Origin of the sequence: Nonomuraea wenchangensis, assembly GCF_900111685.1 — a bacterium.
GTDB lineage: Bacteria > Actinomycetota > Actinomycetes > Streptosporangiales > Streptosporangiaceae > Nonomuraea > Nonomuraea wenchangensis.
Genome location: NZ_FOHX01000011.1, coordinates 46,459 through 61,291, shown reverse-complemented (window position 1 = coordinate 61,291; position 14,833 = coordinate 46,459). Strand labels below are relative to the sequence as shown.

The window sequence follows — 14,833 nt, the reverse complement described above, 5'->3', positions numbered from 1 at the left end:
TACCGGCCTACCTCGGCGTTCACCTTTAAGGCGGTAAATGTCACCTTTTGGACCAGGGCCAAAAAGCCTCCATAACACCGAAATAGGGCCTCATTAACATCTGAACAGCCGCCCTACCAACCGTTAGCTTGACAGCACCCCCACCCGAGGAGTGCACATGTCGAGTAAACGCTGGGCGCTGGCCGGCGGCGTCATCCTCGCCGTCAGCCTGGCCACCCCCCTCAGCTCGGCCGCGGCAGCGGCAGAACCCGCGCCTCAGTCCGCCTCCCCGTCCGTCCCCCCGGCCGTGATCGACGCCATGGAGCGCGACCTCGGCCTCTCCGAGGCGCAGGTCGTCACCCGGCTCGCCAACGAGGAACGCGCCGCCGCCACGGAGAGCGCGCTGAGCAGCCAGCTCGGCGGCTCGTACGGCGGCGCCTGGCTCAACGCCGACGCCACCAAGCTCAACGTCGCCACCACCGACGCCGCCGCCGCTCAGGCCATCTCGGCGCGCGGCGCGCAGCCCGTGGTCGTCCAGCGCTCACTCGCCGACCTCGACGCGGTCAAGCAGAAGCTGGACCAGGCACCACGCAAGGCCAAGAACAGCGCCACCCTCTGGTACGTCGACGTCACCACCAACACCGTCTCCGTCCAGGCCCCCACGGTCGAGGCCGCCGAGGCGCTGGTCGCCGCCGCCGGCGTGGACCGCGGCGCGGTGAGCGTGGCGGCGACGGCCGAGCAGCCGACGCTCTTCATCAACATCATCGGCGGCGCGCCGTACTACATCGGCTCCAGCCGGTGCAGCGTCGGCTTCCCCGTAACCAAGGGCAGCGTCCAGGGCTTCACCACGGCCGGGCACTGCGGCCGGGCCGGCAACCGGACCTCGAACCCGGCCGGCACCTTCCAGGGCTCGTCCTTCCCCGGCAACGACTACGCGTGGGTCGCCGCCGACAGCGGCAACACCGCCACGCCGTACGTGCGCGGCTCCGGCGGCGCGAACGTGACCGTACGCGGGTCCACGCAGGCGTCCGTGGGCGCGTCCATCTGCCGCTCCGGCTCCACCACCGGCTGGCGCTGCGGCACCATCCAGCAGCACAACGCCTCCGTCAGGTACTCGCAGGGCACGGTCACCGGCCTGACCAGGACCAGCGCCTGCGCCGAACCCGGCGACTCCGGCGGCTCGTTCATCTCGGGCAACCAGGCCCAGGGCATGACCTCGGGCGGCTCGGGCAACTGCTCGGTCGGCGGCACCACCTACCACCAGCCGGTCAATGAGGCTCTGAGCGCGTACGGGCTCACCCTCCGTACCGGCTGATCCTTCCCCGCACGCCGCGCAGCGCGCCCACCAGACCCGGGCACGCTGCGCGGTCCTTTGCGCGCCCGGAACCCTGAGGAGGTCAGGGTCGGGTCAGGGGCGGACCGGGGGTGGCGCCGGATGCCGGGGGAGGGGCGGCGGCGGGATGGTGGTGTCATGACCGCAGCAAAGAAGCTCCTCCCGGCCGCCGCCTGTGGCTCGATCGTGTTCGCGGTGATCGCGGTGGTGGCCGGTCAGCTCGGCCCGGACCCCTACCTCGACCCCATGAACGTGACCATCAGCGAGTACGCCGTCTCCGACCGCGGGGGCGTCACGGAGGTCGCGATGGCGGTGCTCGGGCTCGGGTCGCTGGCCCTGTTGGCGGGGCTGCGGTCCGCGGGCGCTCCGGTGAGAGGCTTGCCGGAGCGCCTGCTCCTTCTGTGGTCGGGGGCGCTGGTGGTGGCGGCGGTCATCCCGACGACGCCGATCGGGCAGAACCTCGACCTGGCGGCGCAGGTCCACCGGTACGTCTCCGTCGCCGCCTTCGTGAGCCTGCCGGCCGCCGGGGCGCTCCTGGTGCCCCGGCTCAACGCGGACGCCGCGTGGAAGCCCGTGGCGCGGGTCGTCGAGTGGGTGACGCTGGCCGGGGGGTTCGGGCTGCTGGCGATCACGTACGTGGCCCTGCCGGGGGAGCGGGTCATGATCGGGCTCGTGGAGCGGCTGCTGCTGGGGGCCGAGGTGACGCTGCTGGGCGTGCTGGCGTTCTGGCTGGCGTGGCTGTCGTGGCGGCGGCGCCCCGCCCTGGTCCGGCCGGCCACCCCGGTGCGGAGCGGGCTGACGACGGCGGCCTGACGCCGGGGCGGGATCGGACGGTTTCCGGCAGCTCACATGGGGTGCCACCAGGGGCCCCAAAGCCGCAGATTTCCCGACATATCACAGATTTATCGCTAGTCGATCTTAAAACCAGGCGTTTCAATGCTATTCTCTCCCGCGATCTTCTATCCGGGAGCAGGTGTCATGGCATCGGGCAGATCCATCCGATTCAAGATCTCGACGCTGCTCGTCATCCCGTTGGTCTCCCTGGTCGCACTGTGGGGCTTCGCCGCGAGCACCACGGCGGGAGCGGCGCTCAACCTGCTCAAGGTCGAGACCATCTGGACCGGCGTCATCAACAACTCCGACGGCCTGATCGGCAACCTCCAGCAGGAGCGCCTGGCCTCCGCCGAGCGCATCGGGAACAACATCACCGATCCCCGCGCCCTGGCCGACTCCCGCGCCAAGGTGGACGCGAGCAGGAAGCGCCTGACACAGAGCGCGGCCGCCGAGGACGTCCAGGCGGCGCTGACGCCGGACATGAAGAGCCAGCTCCAGACGGTCTTCTCGGCCATCGACCGGATCCCGGACATCCGCCGCAAGGTGGACGAGCGCCGGCTCACCCCCGGCAGCCTGGTCACCGAGTTCGCCAGGATCTCCGACGAGATCCACCTGCTGTACTCGCGGCTCAACATGAGCACCGACGTCGAGCTCTCCCTCCAGGCCCAGGGCGTGATCGCCGCCGACGAGGTACGCGAGCTGCTCAGCCGCGAGCACGCGCTGATCATCGCCTCGAACGGCCGGGCGACCATGCACGACCTCCACATGCTGGCCGGCATCGACGGCTCCAGGACGTACCTGTTCCCGAAGGCGCTGGCCAACCTCGACACCGAGCTGCGCGCCCCCTTCGAGCGGATCTACTACTCCCCCAGGTACGTCACCATGGAGAACCTGGTGGAGAGCACCATCGGCGGCCAGCCGCTGGACGTCGAGCTCTGGCGCGGCATCGCCAACCAGGTGCAGGAGGAATACCAGGAGGCCATCTGGCGCGCCGGCGACCGGCTGCTGTCCCGGATGGAGCCGGCCGGCATCGCCATCGTCGTCCAGGCCGCCGTCGCGGGCGCGCTCGGCCTCGTCGCGGTCATCGTCTCCATCTTCATCTCGGTACGGTTCGGCCGCCGCATCACCCGCGAGCTCGCGGCGCTCCGGCGTACCGCGCTGGACCTGGCCGAGATCAGGCTCCCCGACGTCGTGGCGAAACTGCGCAAGGGCGAGCGCGTGGACATCGAGGCTGAGGCGCCGCCCATCAGGGTGGGCAGGAACGCCACCAGCGAGGTCGCCGACCTCGCGGCGGCCTTCGACAGCGTGCAGAGCACGGCCGTGGACGCCGCGGTCGAGCAGGCCCACCTCCGCGAGGGCCTGTCGGAGGCGCTGCGCAACCTGGCCCGCCGCAGCCAGTCGCTGCTGCAGCGCCAGCTCAAGCTGCTCGACGAGATGCAGCGCCAGACGGAGGAGCCGGAGGCGCTGGATCGGCTGTTCAAGCTCGACCACCTGACCACCCGCATGCGCCGCCACGCCGAGGGCCTGGTCCTGCTGTCGGGCGGCTCGGCCGGGCGCAGGTGGCGCGGCGTCATCCCGATGGAGGACGTGCTGAGCGGCGCCGCCGCCCAGGTCGAGGAGTACACCCGGGTCCGGGTCTACCCGATGCCCGAGGCCGGCGTCTCCGGCGCCGCGGTCGCCGACCTCATGCACCTGTTCGCCGAGCTCATCGAGAACGCCGCCGCCTTCTCCTCGCCCAGCAACGAGGTCTCGGTGCGCGGCGAGATGGTGGGCAGGGGCTTCGCCGTCGAGATCGAGGACCGCGGTCTCGGCATGGACGAGGCCACCCGCCAGGCCATCAACTGCCGGCTGGCCAGGCCGCCGGAGTTCGACGCGGCGCAGACCGAGCGCCTGGGGTTCGCGGTCGTCGGCATGCTGGCGGCCAGGCACGGGATCAAGGTGACGCTGAAGCCGTCGCCGTACGGCGGCACCACCGCCATCGTGCTCGTCCCGGGCTCGCTCGTGGAGCCGCTGGTGACGCCGCCGCAGGCGCTGGACTTCGAGCCGGTGTCCGTGTCGGTGGTGCGTACGGACGGCCCGGCGGGCAACGGCATCGCGGGCAACGGCATCGCGGGCAACGGCATCGCGGGCAACGGCATCGCGGCGAACGGTGGTCTGCCGCGCCGCGTCCACACCAGCAGACGCGGCCCCGCCCTCCCGCAACCCGCGCAGCCCATGGACGACGAGCTCGGCCCCCGGCCAAGCCTGGACCCCGCCCCGCCCTCCCTGTTCGGCGGCGACGCGCCCGCGGTCTCCCCGTTCCGGGGCGGCGAAGCGCCTTTCGGCGGCGGCGACGACGTGCCCGCGGTCTCCCCGTTCCGGGGCGCCGGCGGTCCTGCCGTTTCGCCGGTGCGTGACAGTGACGGGCCGGCGGTTCTGCCGCGGCGGGCGCGTACGAGCGCGCCGAAGCCCGCCGAGCAGGCGGGCCCGCCCCAGGCCGCCGACGGTCGGCCCCCGACGGGCCTGCCCCGCAGACAGCGCCAGAACGGCCTGCCGCCGCGCCTCAAGGAGGCGCCGCCCCCGGAGCCCGCGCCCGCGCCGCCGGAGCGCTCACCCGAGGAGGCCAGGGCGTTGCTCTCCTCGCTCCAGTCCGGGTGGCAGCGCGGCCGGCAGGACAGCGACCAGGATGGGGGATCTCAGTCGTGAGCCGCGAGCACGAGTGGGTCGATGAGGAGGCCGGGCCGGTCGTGCGGCCCTACGCGGTGGCGCGTGGACGCACGAGGCCCGCGTCCTCGGCGCTCGACCTGCTGGCGAACGTCGGCGCGACGGGGCTGCCCGCCCCGCCGGGCGCCGAGCTGAGCGCCCAGCACCGCCGCGTGATCGCCAGCCTGTCGGGCCAGTCCAGGCCGGTGGCCGAGCTGGCCTCGGAGGTGGGCCTGCCGGTCGGCGTGATCCGGGTGCTGCTGGGCGACCTGCTGGAGTACGGCCTGGTGGCGGTGCGCCCGCAGCGCGACCGCGCCTCCTCGCCCACGGAGAGCCTGCTCCGCGAGGTGATCAACGGCCTGAGGGCGCTGTAGCGCCCTCAGCCGCGCCGTCGTGCGTGCCCGTCAGTTCGCCGAGGTGAGTGTCCTCAGGGAGTGCTCGACCAGGGTGATCATCACTTCCTTGGCCGAGGTGCGCCGGCGTACGTCGCACAGCATTACCGGGACGTCGTCGTCGAGGTCGAGCGCGATGCGCACGTCGTCCACGCTGTGCCGGTCGGCGCCCTCGAAGCAGTTGACGGCCACCACGAACGGCGTGCCGCGCTGCTCGAAGTAGTCGACCGACGGGAAGCAGTCGGTGAGCCGCCGGGTGTCGGCGATCACCACGGCCCCTAACGCGCCGTAGGACAGCTCGTCCCACATGAACCAGAACCGCTCCTGCCCGGGGGTGCCGAACAGGTAGACCACGAGCCCTTCGCGGATGGTGATGCGGCCGAAGTCCATCGCGACGGTCGTGGTGGTCTTGGCCTCCACGCCGTCGAGGTCGTCCACGCCGACCCCGCGGTCGGAGAGCACCTCCTCCGTGCGCAGCGGCTTGATCTCGCTGATCGAGCCGACGAGGGTGGTCTTGCCGACGCCGAAGCCGCCGGCGATGAGGATCTTCAGCGCGACTGGATCCTCAGAGAGCACGGAGTCCATTGATCACTTCCTTGAGAATGCGCTCGTTCGTGCGCGAGCCTCCGGCGGAGGGCGATGACACCGAGATGAGGCCGTGGTCACGCAGGTCGCCCAGGAGCACCCGGACGACGCCGACGGGCAGGTCCAGCTCGACGGCCAGGTCGGCCACCGAGATCGGAGCCCGGGCAGCCCGCAGGATCAGTTGCTGCTCGGGACCGAGCTCGCCGGTCGGCGTCTCGCCGACGGCGCGCACGATCGCGACGAGGTCGAACACGTCCCCGGAGGGACGCGTACGGCCACGGATGAGAGCATAGGGCCGGACGACGGGTCCGGCCTCCTCATCGAACCACTGCGGGCTGTCGCTCATGACGCTCCAGCGCGCGGGTTGGTGGTGATGTGCTGGCCCACCCGCTTGACCAGCATCGCCATCTCGTACGCGATGTGCCCGACGTCCACGTTCGCCTCGGCGATCACGGCCAGGCAGGTGCCCTGCCCCGCCGCGGTCACGAACAGGAACGCCGACTCCATCTCCACGATGGTCTGGCGCACGTCGCCGCCGCCGAAGTGGCGCCCCGTGCCGCGGGCCAGGCTCTGGAAACCGGCCGCCACGGCCGACAGGTGCTCGGCGTCCTCCCGGATGAGCCCCTTGGAGTATCCGATCGCCAGCCCGTCGGTCGACAGGATGACCGCCTGGCGCACCGCCGCGACCCGCGTCGTCAGGTCGTCAAGCAGCCAGTTCAGCTCACCTGTGTTGGTGGTCGGCACACTCATGCATCCCCCTTACTCATGGCCCCTCCTCAGAGGCTTCTTCTCGGGCGCGTTGGGTTCCCCGCTGGAAGGCGGAGAACAGGTCGCGGACCTCGTCGGGAGAGCGTTCGGCGGGCTTCTCCTCAGCGGGCGGCTGCGGCGGGCTCTTGGGCGCCTCCGCGAGCCTGGGCGAGAGGCCGGCCTGGCGTACCCGCCGGGGCAGCCCCTTGTGGGTGCCCGAGGTCACGACCGCGAGCGCCTTCTTCCTCGTACGGCTCGGCACCGCGGCCATCTCCTCGCCGCCGCTGCCGGCCGTCAGCGCGCTCTGCTCGGTCACCAGGGACCGCGGCACCAGGACGATGGCCACGGTGCCGCCGAAGGGCGAGCGCCGCAGCATGACCTTGATCCCGTGCCGTTCGGCGAGCCGCGCCACCACGAACAGGCCGAGCCGGTCGCTGTCGGCCAGGTCGAACTCGGGCGGGTTGGCGAGCATGCGGTTGGTGGCCGCGTACTCGGTGGTGGACAGGCCGAGGCCCTTGTCCTCGATCTCGATGGCGTAGCCGTTGCTGACCTGGTCGCCGCGCACCTGGACGACGGTGTCCGGCGGCGAGTAGATGGTGGCGTTCTCGATGATCTCGGCGACGAGGTGGGTGAGGTCGGCGGCGGCGGCGCCGTCGAAGGCGCTGACCGGCATGGCCTGGACCTCGACCCTGGTGTAGTCCTCGACCTCGGCGACGGCGGCCCGGACGATGTCGATCACCGGCACGGGCTTGCGCCAGGCGCGGCCGGGCGCGGCGCCGGAGAGCACGATCAGGCTCTCGGCGTGCCGCCGCATGCGGGTGGTCAGGTGGTCGAGGCGGAAGAGCTCTTCGAGCTTGTCGGGGTCGTGGGTGCGCCGCTGCATGCCGTCGAGCAGCGCGAGCTGGCGGTGCAGCAGGCCCTGCTTGCGCCGGGCGAGGTTGAGGAAGACCTGGCCGACGCCGCGGCGCAGCGCGGCCTGGCCGACGGCCGCGTTGACGGCGGTGCGCTGCACGGAGCCGAAGGCCCTGGCCACGTCGGTGATCTCCGCGGATCCGCTGACCTTGATCGCCTTGGCCTCCTTCTTCACGTCGACGTCCTCGCCCTTGCGCAGCCTGGCCACGAGATCGGGCAGGCGGCGCTCCGACAGCTCGACCGCGGCCGCGCGCAGCCCGCCGAGCTCTCCGGCCAGGCGGCGGCCGAAGCGTACAGAGATGATGATCGACGCGAGCACCGCGATCAACCCGATGCCGCCCGCGACGGCGATCTGGGCGACGGTGGCGGAGGCGGTGTCGGAGGTGCGCGCGGCCAGGGCCTCGGAGGCGATCCTGGCGTCCCTGTCGAGCTGGGCGCTGAGCTTGTCGAGGGTGTCGGTCCAGGCGGCGCCGTTCGTGGGCGGCGTGCCGGTCTGGGCGATCCGCGCCTCCATGGCGATGAAGGTCTGGAAGGTGTCGGAGGCGAAGAGCCGCTCGTACGGCCGCCGCAGCTCCACGTCGAGACCGGCGAGGCCGCGGGCGTGCAGGAAGCGGCGGGAGGCGGCGTACTCGGTGAAGGCGGAGACCTCGGATCCGGTGAGGCGCTGCAGGCCGATCCCCATGAGGACGAGCGCCTGCTCCCTGGCGATGTACTCCCTGGCCAGGCCCATGTTCTGCACCGCGGTGGCCTGCTGGACGATGGCCAGGTCGTTGATGGTGAGCAGCCGGGCGTAGACGGTGAACAGCGCGTCCACGATGGTGTTGTACGCGTTCAGCCCGGCCAGGCGGGAGCCGCGCCCGGCGTCGATGTCCGCCCTGACGGGGCCGAGCCGGTCGAGCGCGGGCCAGAGGGCGCTCAGCGGGCCGCTCACGTCGGCGGCGGCGCTTCCTCCGGCCTCGGCGACGGCGTGGCGGAGGTCCTCGACCGCGCGGTCGGTACGGGCGCGCTGGGCGCCGAGGACATCGGTGAGCTCACGCGTCGTGAGCGCCTCGGCGGTGCGCATGCGCTCGGCCTGGAGCTGAATGCTCAGGTCGGAGGAGGCGACGCCGATGGTCCGGTAGAGCGTGCCGCCGCGGAGCAGTGACTGGGCGTCGCCCATGGTGAGGTTGAGGACGAAACCCCAGAGCGCGCTCAGAGACAGGAGGGGTAGCAGCAGCAATAAGAAGATCTTGAACCGAATAGACCGGTTTCGCGAGCCCATGTCCCAACCTCGAGTCGGGGGCATTTCCACACCTTGTGTAAATACACCTCCGGAAGATCGCACAGGAGACTAGCACCGTTTATGCTTCCGGCGCAGTGGGAGGAACACGTTCATTACCGTGATTATTGGGACAAGATCCCCCGCCAGTGGCGGACCGCGCACCCGGCCGTCGCCGCCCATCTCCGGCTCGACCAGCGGGGATCTCACCGCGTCAGCTCCTCCACCGCGCGGAAGGCCGCGGTCACGGCGGCGTCGGCGCGCGCGGCGGGGGCCGCGTCCGAGCCCGCGATCGCGATCCTCCCGAACCGGCGGCGGGCCGCCTCCGCCGGGTACGGCCCGTCCGGGTAGAAGGTGTGCCACGGCCGGCAGTACTCCGGCGCGTTCCCGTGGCCCCAGCGGTTGACCGTGATGCCCTCGACGTCCCGCGCGGGGTCGAAGCCGGCCGGGCCGAGCAGCCGGGCCAGCTGCTCGCGGATCGTGCGCTCCAGCACCTCGTACGGCGTCCTGATGAGCTCCCGCCGCCCCGCCGCCGCCCCCGCCTTCGGCCCCAGCTCCGCCCGGCACGGCGTGGCCAGCAGGTGCACCTCGGCCGGCCCGCCCGCCCGCGCGGGCGGTTCGAGCTCGGCGAGCGACCAGTACGCCCCCGTCCACCGCACCCTGCGCACCCCGGCCCGCCGCCAGGCGTCCCAGTCGCGCACCCGTACGCTCGCGTGCAGCAGCGGCACCCGTACCGCCTCGCCCAGCGCCCGGCGCTGCTCGTCGGGCAGCTCCGGCACCAGGTAGGGGATCACCGCGCTCCAGCAGGCCAGGATCACCGACCCGGCCGCGACGCTCCTGACCCGGTGCCCGTCGAAGTAGGCGACCTCGGCCGCCCCCTCGCCGTCGCGCACCGACACGACCGGGCTGGACAGCCGGAACCGCACCCGGTCGCCCGGCCGGTCGGGGGAGCCGGGGTCGGGCAGCAGGCGCCCGACCATCGTGCGCACCAGCGCCTGGTTCCCCTCGGGGAAGAGGTGGAGCTCGGCGTCGCCGGCGCCCCACTGCCTCCTGACCGTCGGCGAGTTGTACCGCGACGGCTTGTCCTTCTCCAGCCCGAGGCCGCCGAACCCCGGATAGCCGGTGCCCCAGGCGTCGATCGCGCCGAGCGCCCGGGTGTCGTAGCCCCACTCGGGGCAGGACATGCTCCGGCAGAAGCGCTCCACGTCGGGGTGCGCGCCGCACGCCTCCAGCAGGAACGCCGAGTACGTGAGCCCGGCCAGCCGCTCCTGCTTGGCCTCCGCCGGCAGCCCGGGGAACCAGTCGGGCGGGTCGTGGCGGAGCCTGCGCAGCTCGTCCCTCGCGCGGGCGGCGATCGGCAGCCGCGCGACCCAGTCGCCGGTGAGCCGGACCAGCGTGTCGGCGCCGAAGCTCTCCGCGTCGCACATGACCGCGTCCACCAGCCCGGCCGCGGTCCGGCCACGGGCGCTCTGGCGGTGGAACATCACCCGCCGCGCCTGCCCGCCGATCTCGTCGTGGTTGTCGATGACCAGCACGCTCGCGTCCGGGCGGCGGCGCAGCCACTCGCAGGCGGCGCTGACGCCGCTGAGGCCGCCGCCGACCACGACGAGGTCGTAGCTCTCGCCGGTGGGCTCGGCCGGGCCGGCGTACTGCCAGAAGCGGCCGTCCCTGAGCGCGTGCGGCACGCTGAGCGCCTCGGGGGCGCCGCCACGGAAGCCGTAGGAGGGGGACGAGGGCACCACGGTCTGCCGCTGCGCCTCGGCCGGGCTCACGGAGGCCGGGCTCACGGAGGCCGGGCTCACGGAGACCATGCTCCCCAGCGCGCTCACCGCGATGCCGTCGAAGAAGTCACGGCGGGAAATGGACAGGTTCATCCCGAGGTCCCGTGGCGTCAGAGTCATGGCGCGATCATCGGCAGCCCCGGAATGGGTGGGTGCGGGGACGCGCAGCGCCCAGAGAAACATTTTGCGCGGCCTATTACGGCGAATGCCGGTTTGGCTCGTTGATCCGTGACGAGGTCGTCGCCGCAGGTGAGAGCGGTTGTTCAACCGGCAGGGACAAAATCGCTTAATTCCACGGATAGCGACGTTGCCGGGGTGGCGGGCCCGCGACTCCTCTAACGTTCACGAGAATGCCGCCAATGGAATGGGAGAACTCATGCTTAAGGCCGTTTCCGGCATATTCCTGAGCATGATGGCCGTCGCCGGATGCTCGTCGGAGGCGCAGGCCCCGCCAGCCGCCGCCGCCAACGCGGCCGTCGAGCCGGCGGAGGGCCCAGGGTCGCCGCCCGCCGACGCCGCGAAGCTGCGGGCCGCGCTGCTGCCCGTGCCCGAGGGGATGCACATCTCGTACGGTCCCGAGCTGGGCGCCTTCGGCTCGCTCAAGTCCACCCAGCAGGGCCTCGCCGCGGTCCGCCAGGCCCGGCTGGAGCGTCCGGAGTGCGCGGGCGCGGCCCAGCTCGACGCCGCGCGGCCCGACGTCGCCAAGGCCCCCGCCGCCGTGATCGCCTTCGCCGCCGAGCGCGGCTCGATCACCCAGGCCGTGGTCGCGCTGCCGTCGGCGGCCTTCCCCGCGCCCCTGCCGGCGAAGTGCGCCTCCTACACCGCCGACGTCGACGGCGCCAAGGTCGTCTACCGGACCCGCATGCTCTCCATGCCGGCCAAGGGCGACCAGTCGCGCGCCTACCTCACCACGGCCGCGGGCGCCAAGGAGAGCGCCGAGATCGGCTCGGTGATGATCCGGCGGGGCAACCTCATCATGAGCATGCTGGTCGTGGGCCGTCAGGTGCAGCCGGACGGCCTCTACGAGCTCGCCAAGCTGGCCGACCAGAACCTCGCCCGCGTCAACCGGTGATCAGATCAGCACGTGGTCGTCCGGCCGGCCGACGAAGGCGAACTGCGCGTTGCGGGTCAGCTTGATGTGGTCGGCCTGCCAGGTGTGCATCGAGGCGTCGGCGCTGCGCCAATAGACGAAGTTGAAGCGGTCCGCCGAGTAGATCTTGACGGAGTCCTCCTTGAGCCGCCGCACCAGCTCGGTGTCCTCCCCCCGGGTGATGTCGGCGAACCGGTACGAGCGGAACATGTCCGCCTTGCCGAGGAACGTCCCGCCCTGCACCAGGAACGAGTAGCGGTGCTCCAGGCCGGGCAGCCGCAGCATCGTGGTGTTGGAGCCCTCGAAGTAGGCGTAGTGCGCGCCCTTGCCGACCAGCTCGGCGTCGGAGTAATCGAAGGCCCGCACCAGGTCCGACAGGTAGTGCTCGCCGTAGAGGTTGTCGTCGTCCATCTTGGCGATGAGGTCGCCCTCGGCGGCCGAGATGCCGAGGTTCATGCACGCGCCGAGCGACAGCTCGGCGGCGGCGGGCAGCACCACGACGTCGGTGATCCCGGCCATGCGGGCCTTGTCGGCCACCACGACGGGGTCGATGTCGAGGCCGTGCAGCACCATGACGAGCTGGAGCGGCCGGTGGAGCTGTTTGGCCACCGACGAGATGGCGTGCTCGATCTGGGAGGCGCGGTTGGTGGGCAGCACGACCGAGATCGTGCGGGTGCGCGGCTCGACGTGGTGGCCGAGGTCCTGGAGGATCTGGTCCACGCGGTGCGAGAACAGGTGCTTGTCGAAGACCTCGCGCATGGCGAGGTGGCCCATCCTGGCGCGCAGCTCGGGGCTGTTGATCAGGTGCAGCACCTGGTTGTACGACTCGACCGGCTCGCGCGCGACGGGGATGAGGTCGCCGAAGGTCTCCTCGATGGCCCGTGACCAGCCGGTGACGACCGGGGTCGCGCACGCCGACAGCTCGAAGACCCGCCGCGCGCACATGGTCGGCGAGTCGAGCACGGAGTTGACGTTGAGAAAGACCTTGTACATCCGGTATGCGGCCAGCATCTGGTCGTAGGGCAGCTCGCCCACGATGTGCGGCCGGTACTTCTCCGGCCAGGCGTACTTCTCGTCCACCTCGCCGTTGCGGGCGAAGATGTGCAGGCCCAGCTCGCGCACCGGGTCGAGGACGACCTCCATCTGCTCGCGGCGCTCGGGGTGCTTGTCGCGGAAGTACATCCCGGCGAAGACCACGTCGTGGAGGCGGCCCTGCTTCTGCTGGATCGGGTTGTGGACGCGCGGCTGGGCGGCGAACTGCAGCACGTCCACCCGGTCGTGTCCCAAAATTTCCCGATATTTCGGCAGCATGTCGCCGTCGCACGTGAACACGTAGTCGAACAGCTTGGCCGTGTCGATGAAGAAGTCGAAGTTCGGCGGGTCCTCCTTGTTCCAGAAGACCGTCGGGATGCCCTCGCTCCTGCACCAGGCCACCAGCTCGCGCAGCGGCTCCTTGGGCGCGTTGGTGCCGGTCATCTGGTAGCGCCAGCGGCCCTGGTTGCCGTGCCAGGCCGACTCGCAGAACAGCAGGTCGGGCCGCTTGTCGGCGAAGATCTCCGGCCAGTCCTTGAGCCCGAACTCGATCTGGTCCCACTCGTAGCGGAAGGCCATGCGGGAGAAGTCGTCGAGGATCACCGCGACCTTGAGGTCGGGCCGGTTGACCGGCCCGGCCGGCCACTTCGCGGCCGGCACCTCGACCAGCGGAGGCCGGTGGTTCGCCAGCTCGACGGCCTCGGTGACGGGCATCGGCGGCTTCGGCGCGCGCTCCTTCGACCGGACCGCGTCCATGATCTTCCCCGGGCTCTTCGAGCCCAGGGCCTCGCCCAGCTTGTACGTCCGCTTGGCCTGGGTCGCCTCCAGCTTCCACGCCGCGTACGCGGCCTTGGCCTCGGCGATCTCCAGGCGTCGCCGAAGCTCCCTGAGCTCCGCCTCGTGACGCTCGACGACCTTGCGCTCCTCGGGCAGCCAGTTGACGGGACCGAGTCGCTGGAACGAGGGGGGCTCAGGGGTTTCGGCCATGGTGATGACGCCTAACGCTCAGGGGAGATTTGCCATGTTACGCCGCCAATGATGGCTATTCGGGGCGCTTTGCCTGGGAAGCCGGTGCCAGGTTGTCGCCCTTGAGCCAGGCGGCGATCACCGTGGCGATGCGCGGCCCGGCCTTGCCGTCCCACAGCACCGGCAGCTCGCCGGCCGGGGTGGCGGCGCCGTCGGCCAGCGCCTTCTCGGCCGCCGCGGGCAGCAGAGCGGGGGTGACCAGGCGGTTCGTGCCGTGCGTGATCGTGATCGGCCGCTCGGTGTTGGGCCGCAGGGTGAGGCAGGGGACGCCCAGCATCGTGGTCTCCTCCTGCACGCCGCCGGAGTCGGTGACGACCAGGGCGGCCCCGCGGACGAGTGAGAGGAAGTCCACATAGCCGAGCGGATCGACGACCCTGACCGTCCCGCCGTCCACGAGACCGGCCTCGGCCAGCCGGGCCTTGCCGCGCGGGTGCACCGGCACCACGACCGGGACCTGCCGCGAGACCTCCAGCACCGCGTCCACCAGCTCCTTGGCGGCCTCGGGGGTGTCCACGTTGGCCGGGCGGTGCAGGGTCGCCACGGCATACCGATCCGGTATGCCGAGCCGCGCGACCACGGGGGCCGGGTCCAGCGCGGGCAGGGCCGCGTACAGGCTGTCGATCATGGGGTTGCCCACCAGGTGGGTCTTGGACGCCGGCACGCCCTCGCCGGCCAGGTAGGCGAGCGCCTCGGGCGAGGTGGCGAAGAGCAGGTCGGCGAGGGCGTCGGTGACGACCCGGTTGACCTCCTCGGGCATGCCCCGGTCGAACGAGCGCAGCCCCGCCTCCACGTGCGCCGTCGGCACGCCGAGCTTGGCGCAGACGAGGATGGCGGCGAGGGTCGAGTTGACGTCGCCATAGACCACGACCAGGTCGGGCTCGTGCTCCTGGACGACCTCCTCCAGCCCGACGAGCAGGGCCGCCGTCTGCTTGGCGTGGCTGCCCGAGCCGACCCCGAGGTTGGCCACCGGCTCCGGCAGGCCGAGGTCGGCGAAGAACACGTCGGACATCAGGGCGTCGTAGTGCTGACCGGTGTGGATGATGCCCTGCCGCACGCCGAGCTCGCCGAGTGCCCGCACCACCGGGGCCGCTTTCACGAAATTGGGACGAGCTCCCAATACGTGGAGGACCAGGGGGTTCTCCCTCATGACCTCGCCTTTCATAGCGGAAGGGGAAAAACGCT

Annotated in this window: 12 protein-coding genes; 5 read left to right on the top strand and 7 right to left on the bottom strand. The window is 71.6% G+C overall.

From position 1 onward, the window contains the following. The first annotated feature begins 157 nt into the window (after positions 1 to 157). The 4 genes from BMW85_RS29610 to BMW85_RS29595 all read left to right on the top strand — a co-directional run bounded on the left by BMW85_RS29610 (position 158) and on the right by BMW85_RS29595 (position 5,202). Positions 158 to 1,294: a S1 family peptidase gene (locus BMW85_RS29610; protein WP_177240946.1), complete on the top strand. Its 1,137-nt coding sequence runs from the start codon at positions 158 to 160 to the stop codon at positions 1,292 to 1,294. Between the two features lie 156 nt (positions 1,295 to 1,450). Continuing rightward, positions 1,451 to 2,125, top strand: a complete 675-nt coding sequence (locus BMW85_RS29605; RefSeq protein ID WP_091087893.1) for a DUF998 domain-containing protein — start codon at positions 1,451 to 1,453, stop codon at positions 2,123 to 2,125. Positions 2,126 to 2,290: 165 nt separating this feature from the next. After that, the gene (locus BMW85_RS29600; protein WP_177240945.1) at positions 2,291 to 4,831 is read left to right on the top strand and encodes a sensor histidine kinase; all 2,541 of its coding nucleotides are present in this window, start codon (positions 2,291 to 2,293) and stop codon (positions 4,829 to 4,831) included. After that, positions 4,828 to 5,202 (top strand): DUF742 domain-containing protein, encoded by a 375-nt coding sequence (locus BMW85_RS29595; protein WP_091087888.1) that lies wholly within the window; start codon positions 4,828 to 4,830, stop codon positions 5,200 to 5,202. Before BMW85_RS29600 ends, BMW85_RS29595 begins: the two co-directional genes overlap by 4 nt. 30 nt (positions 5,203 to 5,232) lie before the next feature. On the opposite strand, the gene BMW85_RS29590 is transcribed toward BMW85_RS29595, so the two are convergent. The 5 genes from BMW85_RS29590 to BMW85_RS29570 form a co-directional block, all read right to left on the bottom strand. Continuing rightward, a complete protein-coding gene (locus BMW85_RS29590) occupies positions 5,233 to 5,805 on the bottom strand; it encodes a GTP-binding protein (RefSeq protein ID WP_091087886.1) in 573 nt (190 codons plus the stop codon). Continuing rightward, complete coding sequence (locus BMW85_RS29585; RefSeq protein WP_091087883.1) at positions 5,786 to 6,151, bottom strand: DUF742 domain-containing protein; 366 nt, start codon at positions 6,149 to 6,151, stop codon at positions 5,786 to 5,788. Before BMW85_RS29585 ends, BMW85_RS29590 begins: the two co-directional genes overlap by 20 nt. Further along, positions 6,148 to 6,555, bottom strand: coding sequence for a roadblock/LC7 domain-containing protein (locus BMW85_RS29580; RefSeq protein ID WP_091087882.1), 408 nt, complete (start codon positions 6,553 to 6,555; stop codon positions 6,148 to 6,150). Before BMW85_RS29580 ends, BMW85_RS29585 begins: the two co-directional genes overlap by 4 nt. Before the next feature lie 13 nt (positions 6,556 to 6,568). Beyond that, positions 6,569 to 8,683, bottom strand: a complete 2,115-nt coding sequence (locus BMW85_RS29575) for a sensor histidine kinase (protein WP_177240944.1) — start codon at positions 8,681 to 8,683, stop codon at positions 6,569 to 6,571. A 245-nt stretch (positions 8,684 to 8,928) separates the two neighbouring features. Continuing rightward, entirely contained in the window at positions 8,929 to 10,623 is a 1,695-nt protein-coding gene (locus tag BMW85_RS29570) for an FAD-dependent oxidoreductase (RefSeq protein WP_245775141.1), read from the bottom strand. A gap of 289 nt (positions 10,624 to 10,912) precedes the next feature. Here BMW85_RS29570 and BMW85_RS29565 point away from each other — a divergent pair, with 289 nt between their 5' ends. Continuing rightward, positions 10,913 to 11,575, top strand: coding sequence for a hypothetical protein (locus BMW85_RS29565; protein ID WP_143082434.1), 663 nt, complete (start codon positions 10,913 to 10,915; stop codon positions 11,573 to 11,575). On the opposite strand, the gene BMW85_RS29560 is transcribed toward BMW85_RS29565, so the two are convergent. Then, on the bottom strand, positions 11,576 to 13,612 hold the full coding sequence (locus BMW85_RS29560; protein ID WP_091087873.1) for a glycosyltransferase family protein: 2,037 nt from the start codon (positions 13,610 to 13,612) through the stop codon (positions 11,576 to 11,578). It lies immediately after the preceding gene. A 55-nt stretch (positions 13,613 to 13,667) separates the two neighbouring features. Continuing rightward, positions 13,668 to 14,798, bottom strand: a complete 1,131-nt coding sequence (gene wecB, locus BMW85_RS29555) for a non-hydrolyzing UDP-N-acetylglucosamine 2-epimerase (protein ID WP_091087871.1) — start codon at positions 14,796 to 14,798, stop codon at positions 13,668 to 13,670. Between the last annotated feature and the right edge of the window lie 35 nt (positions 14,799 to 14,833).

Bases quoted from the DNA above. Each gene is read 5' to 3' on its own strand.
- BMW85_RS29570 (WP_245775141.1), bottom strand. From the start codon at position 10,623: ATGACTCTGACGCCACGGGACCTCGGGATGAACCTGTCCATTTCCCGC.
- BMW85_RS29610 (WP_177240946.1), top strand. From the start codon at position 158: ATGTCGAGTAAACGCTGGGCGCTGGCCGGCGGCGTCATCCTCGCCGTC.
- BMW85_RS29605 (WP_091087893.1), top strand. From the start codon at position 1,451: ATGACCGCAGCAAAGAAGCTCCTCCCGGCCGCCGCCTGTGGCTCGATC.
- wecB (WP_091087871.1), bottom strand. From the start codon at position 14,798: ATGAGGGAGAACCCCCTGGTCCTCCACGTATTGGGAGCTCGTCCCAAT.
- BMW85_RS29590 (WP_091087886.1), bottom strand. From the start codon at position 5,805: ATGGACTCCGTGCTCTCTGAGGATCCAGTCGCGCTGAAGATCCTCATC.
- BMW85_RS29600 (WP_177240945.1), top strand. From the start codon at position 2,291: ATGGCATCGGGCAGATCCATCCGATTCAAGATCTCGACGCTGCTCGTC.
- BMW85_RS29565 (WP_143082434.1), top strand. From the start codon at position 10,913: ATGATGGCCGTCGCCGGATGCTCGTCGGAGGCGCAGGCCCCGCCAGCC.
- BMW85_RS29585 (WP_091087883.1), bottom strand. From the start codon at position 6,151: ATGAGCGACAGCCCGCAGTGGTTCGATGAGGAGGCCGGACCCGTCGTC.
- BMW85_RS29560 (WP_091087873.1), bottom strand. From the start codon at position 13,612: ATGGCCGAAACCCCTGAGCCCCCCTCGTTCCAGCGACTCGGTCCCGTC.
- BMW85_RS29580 (WP_091087882.1), bottom strand. From the start codon at position 6,555: ATGAGTGTGCCGACCACCAACACAGGTGAGCTGAACTGGCTGCTTGAC.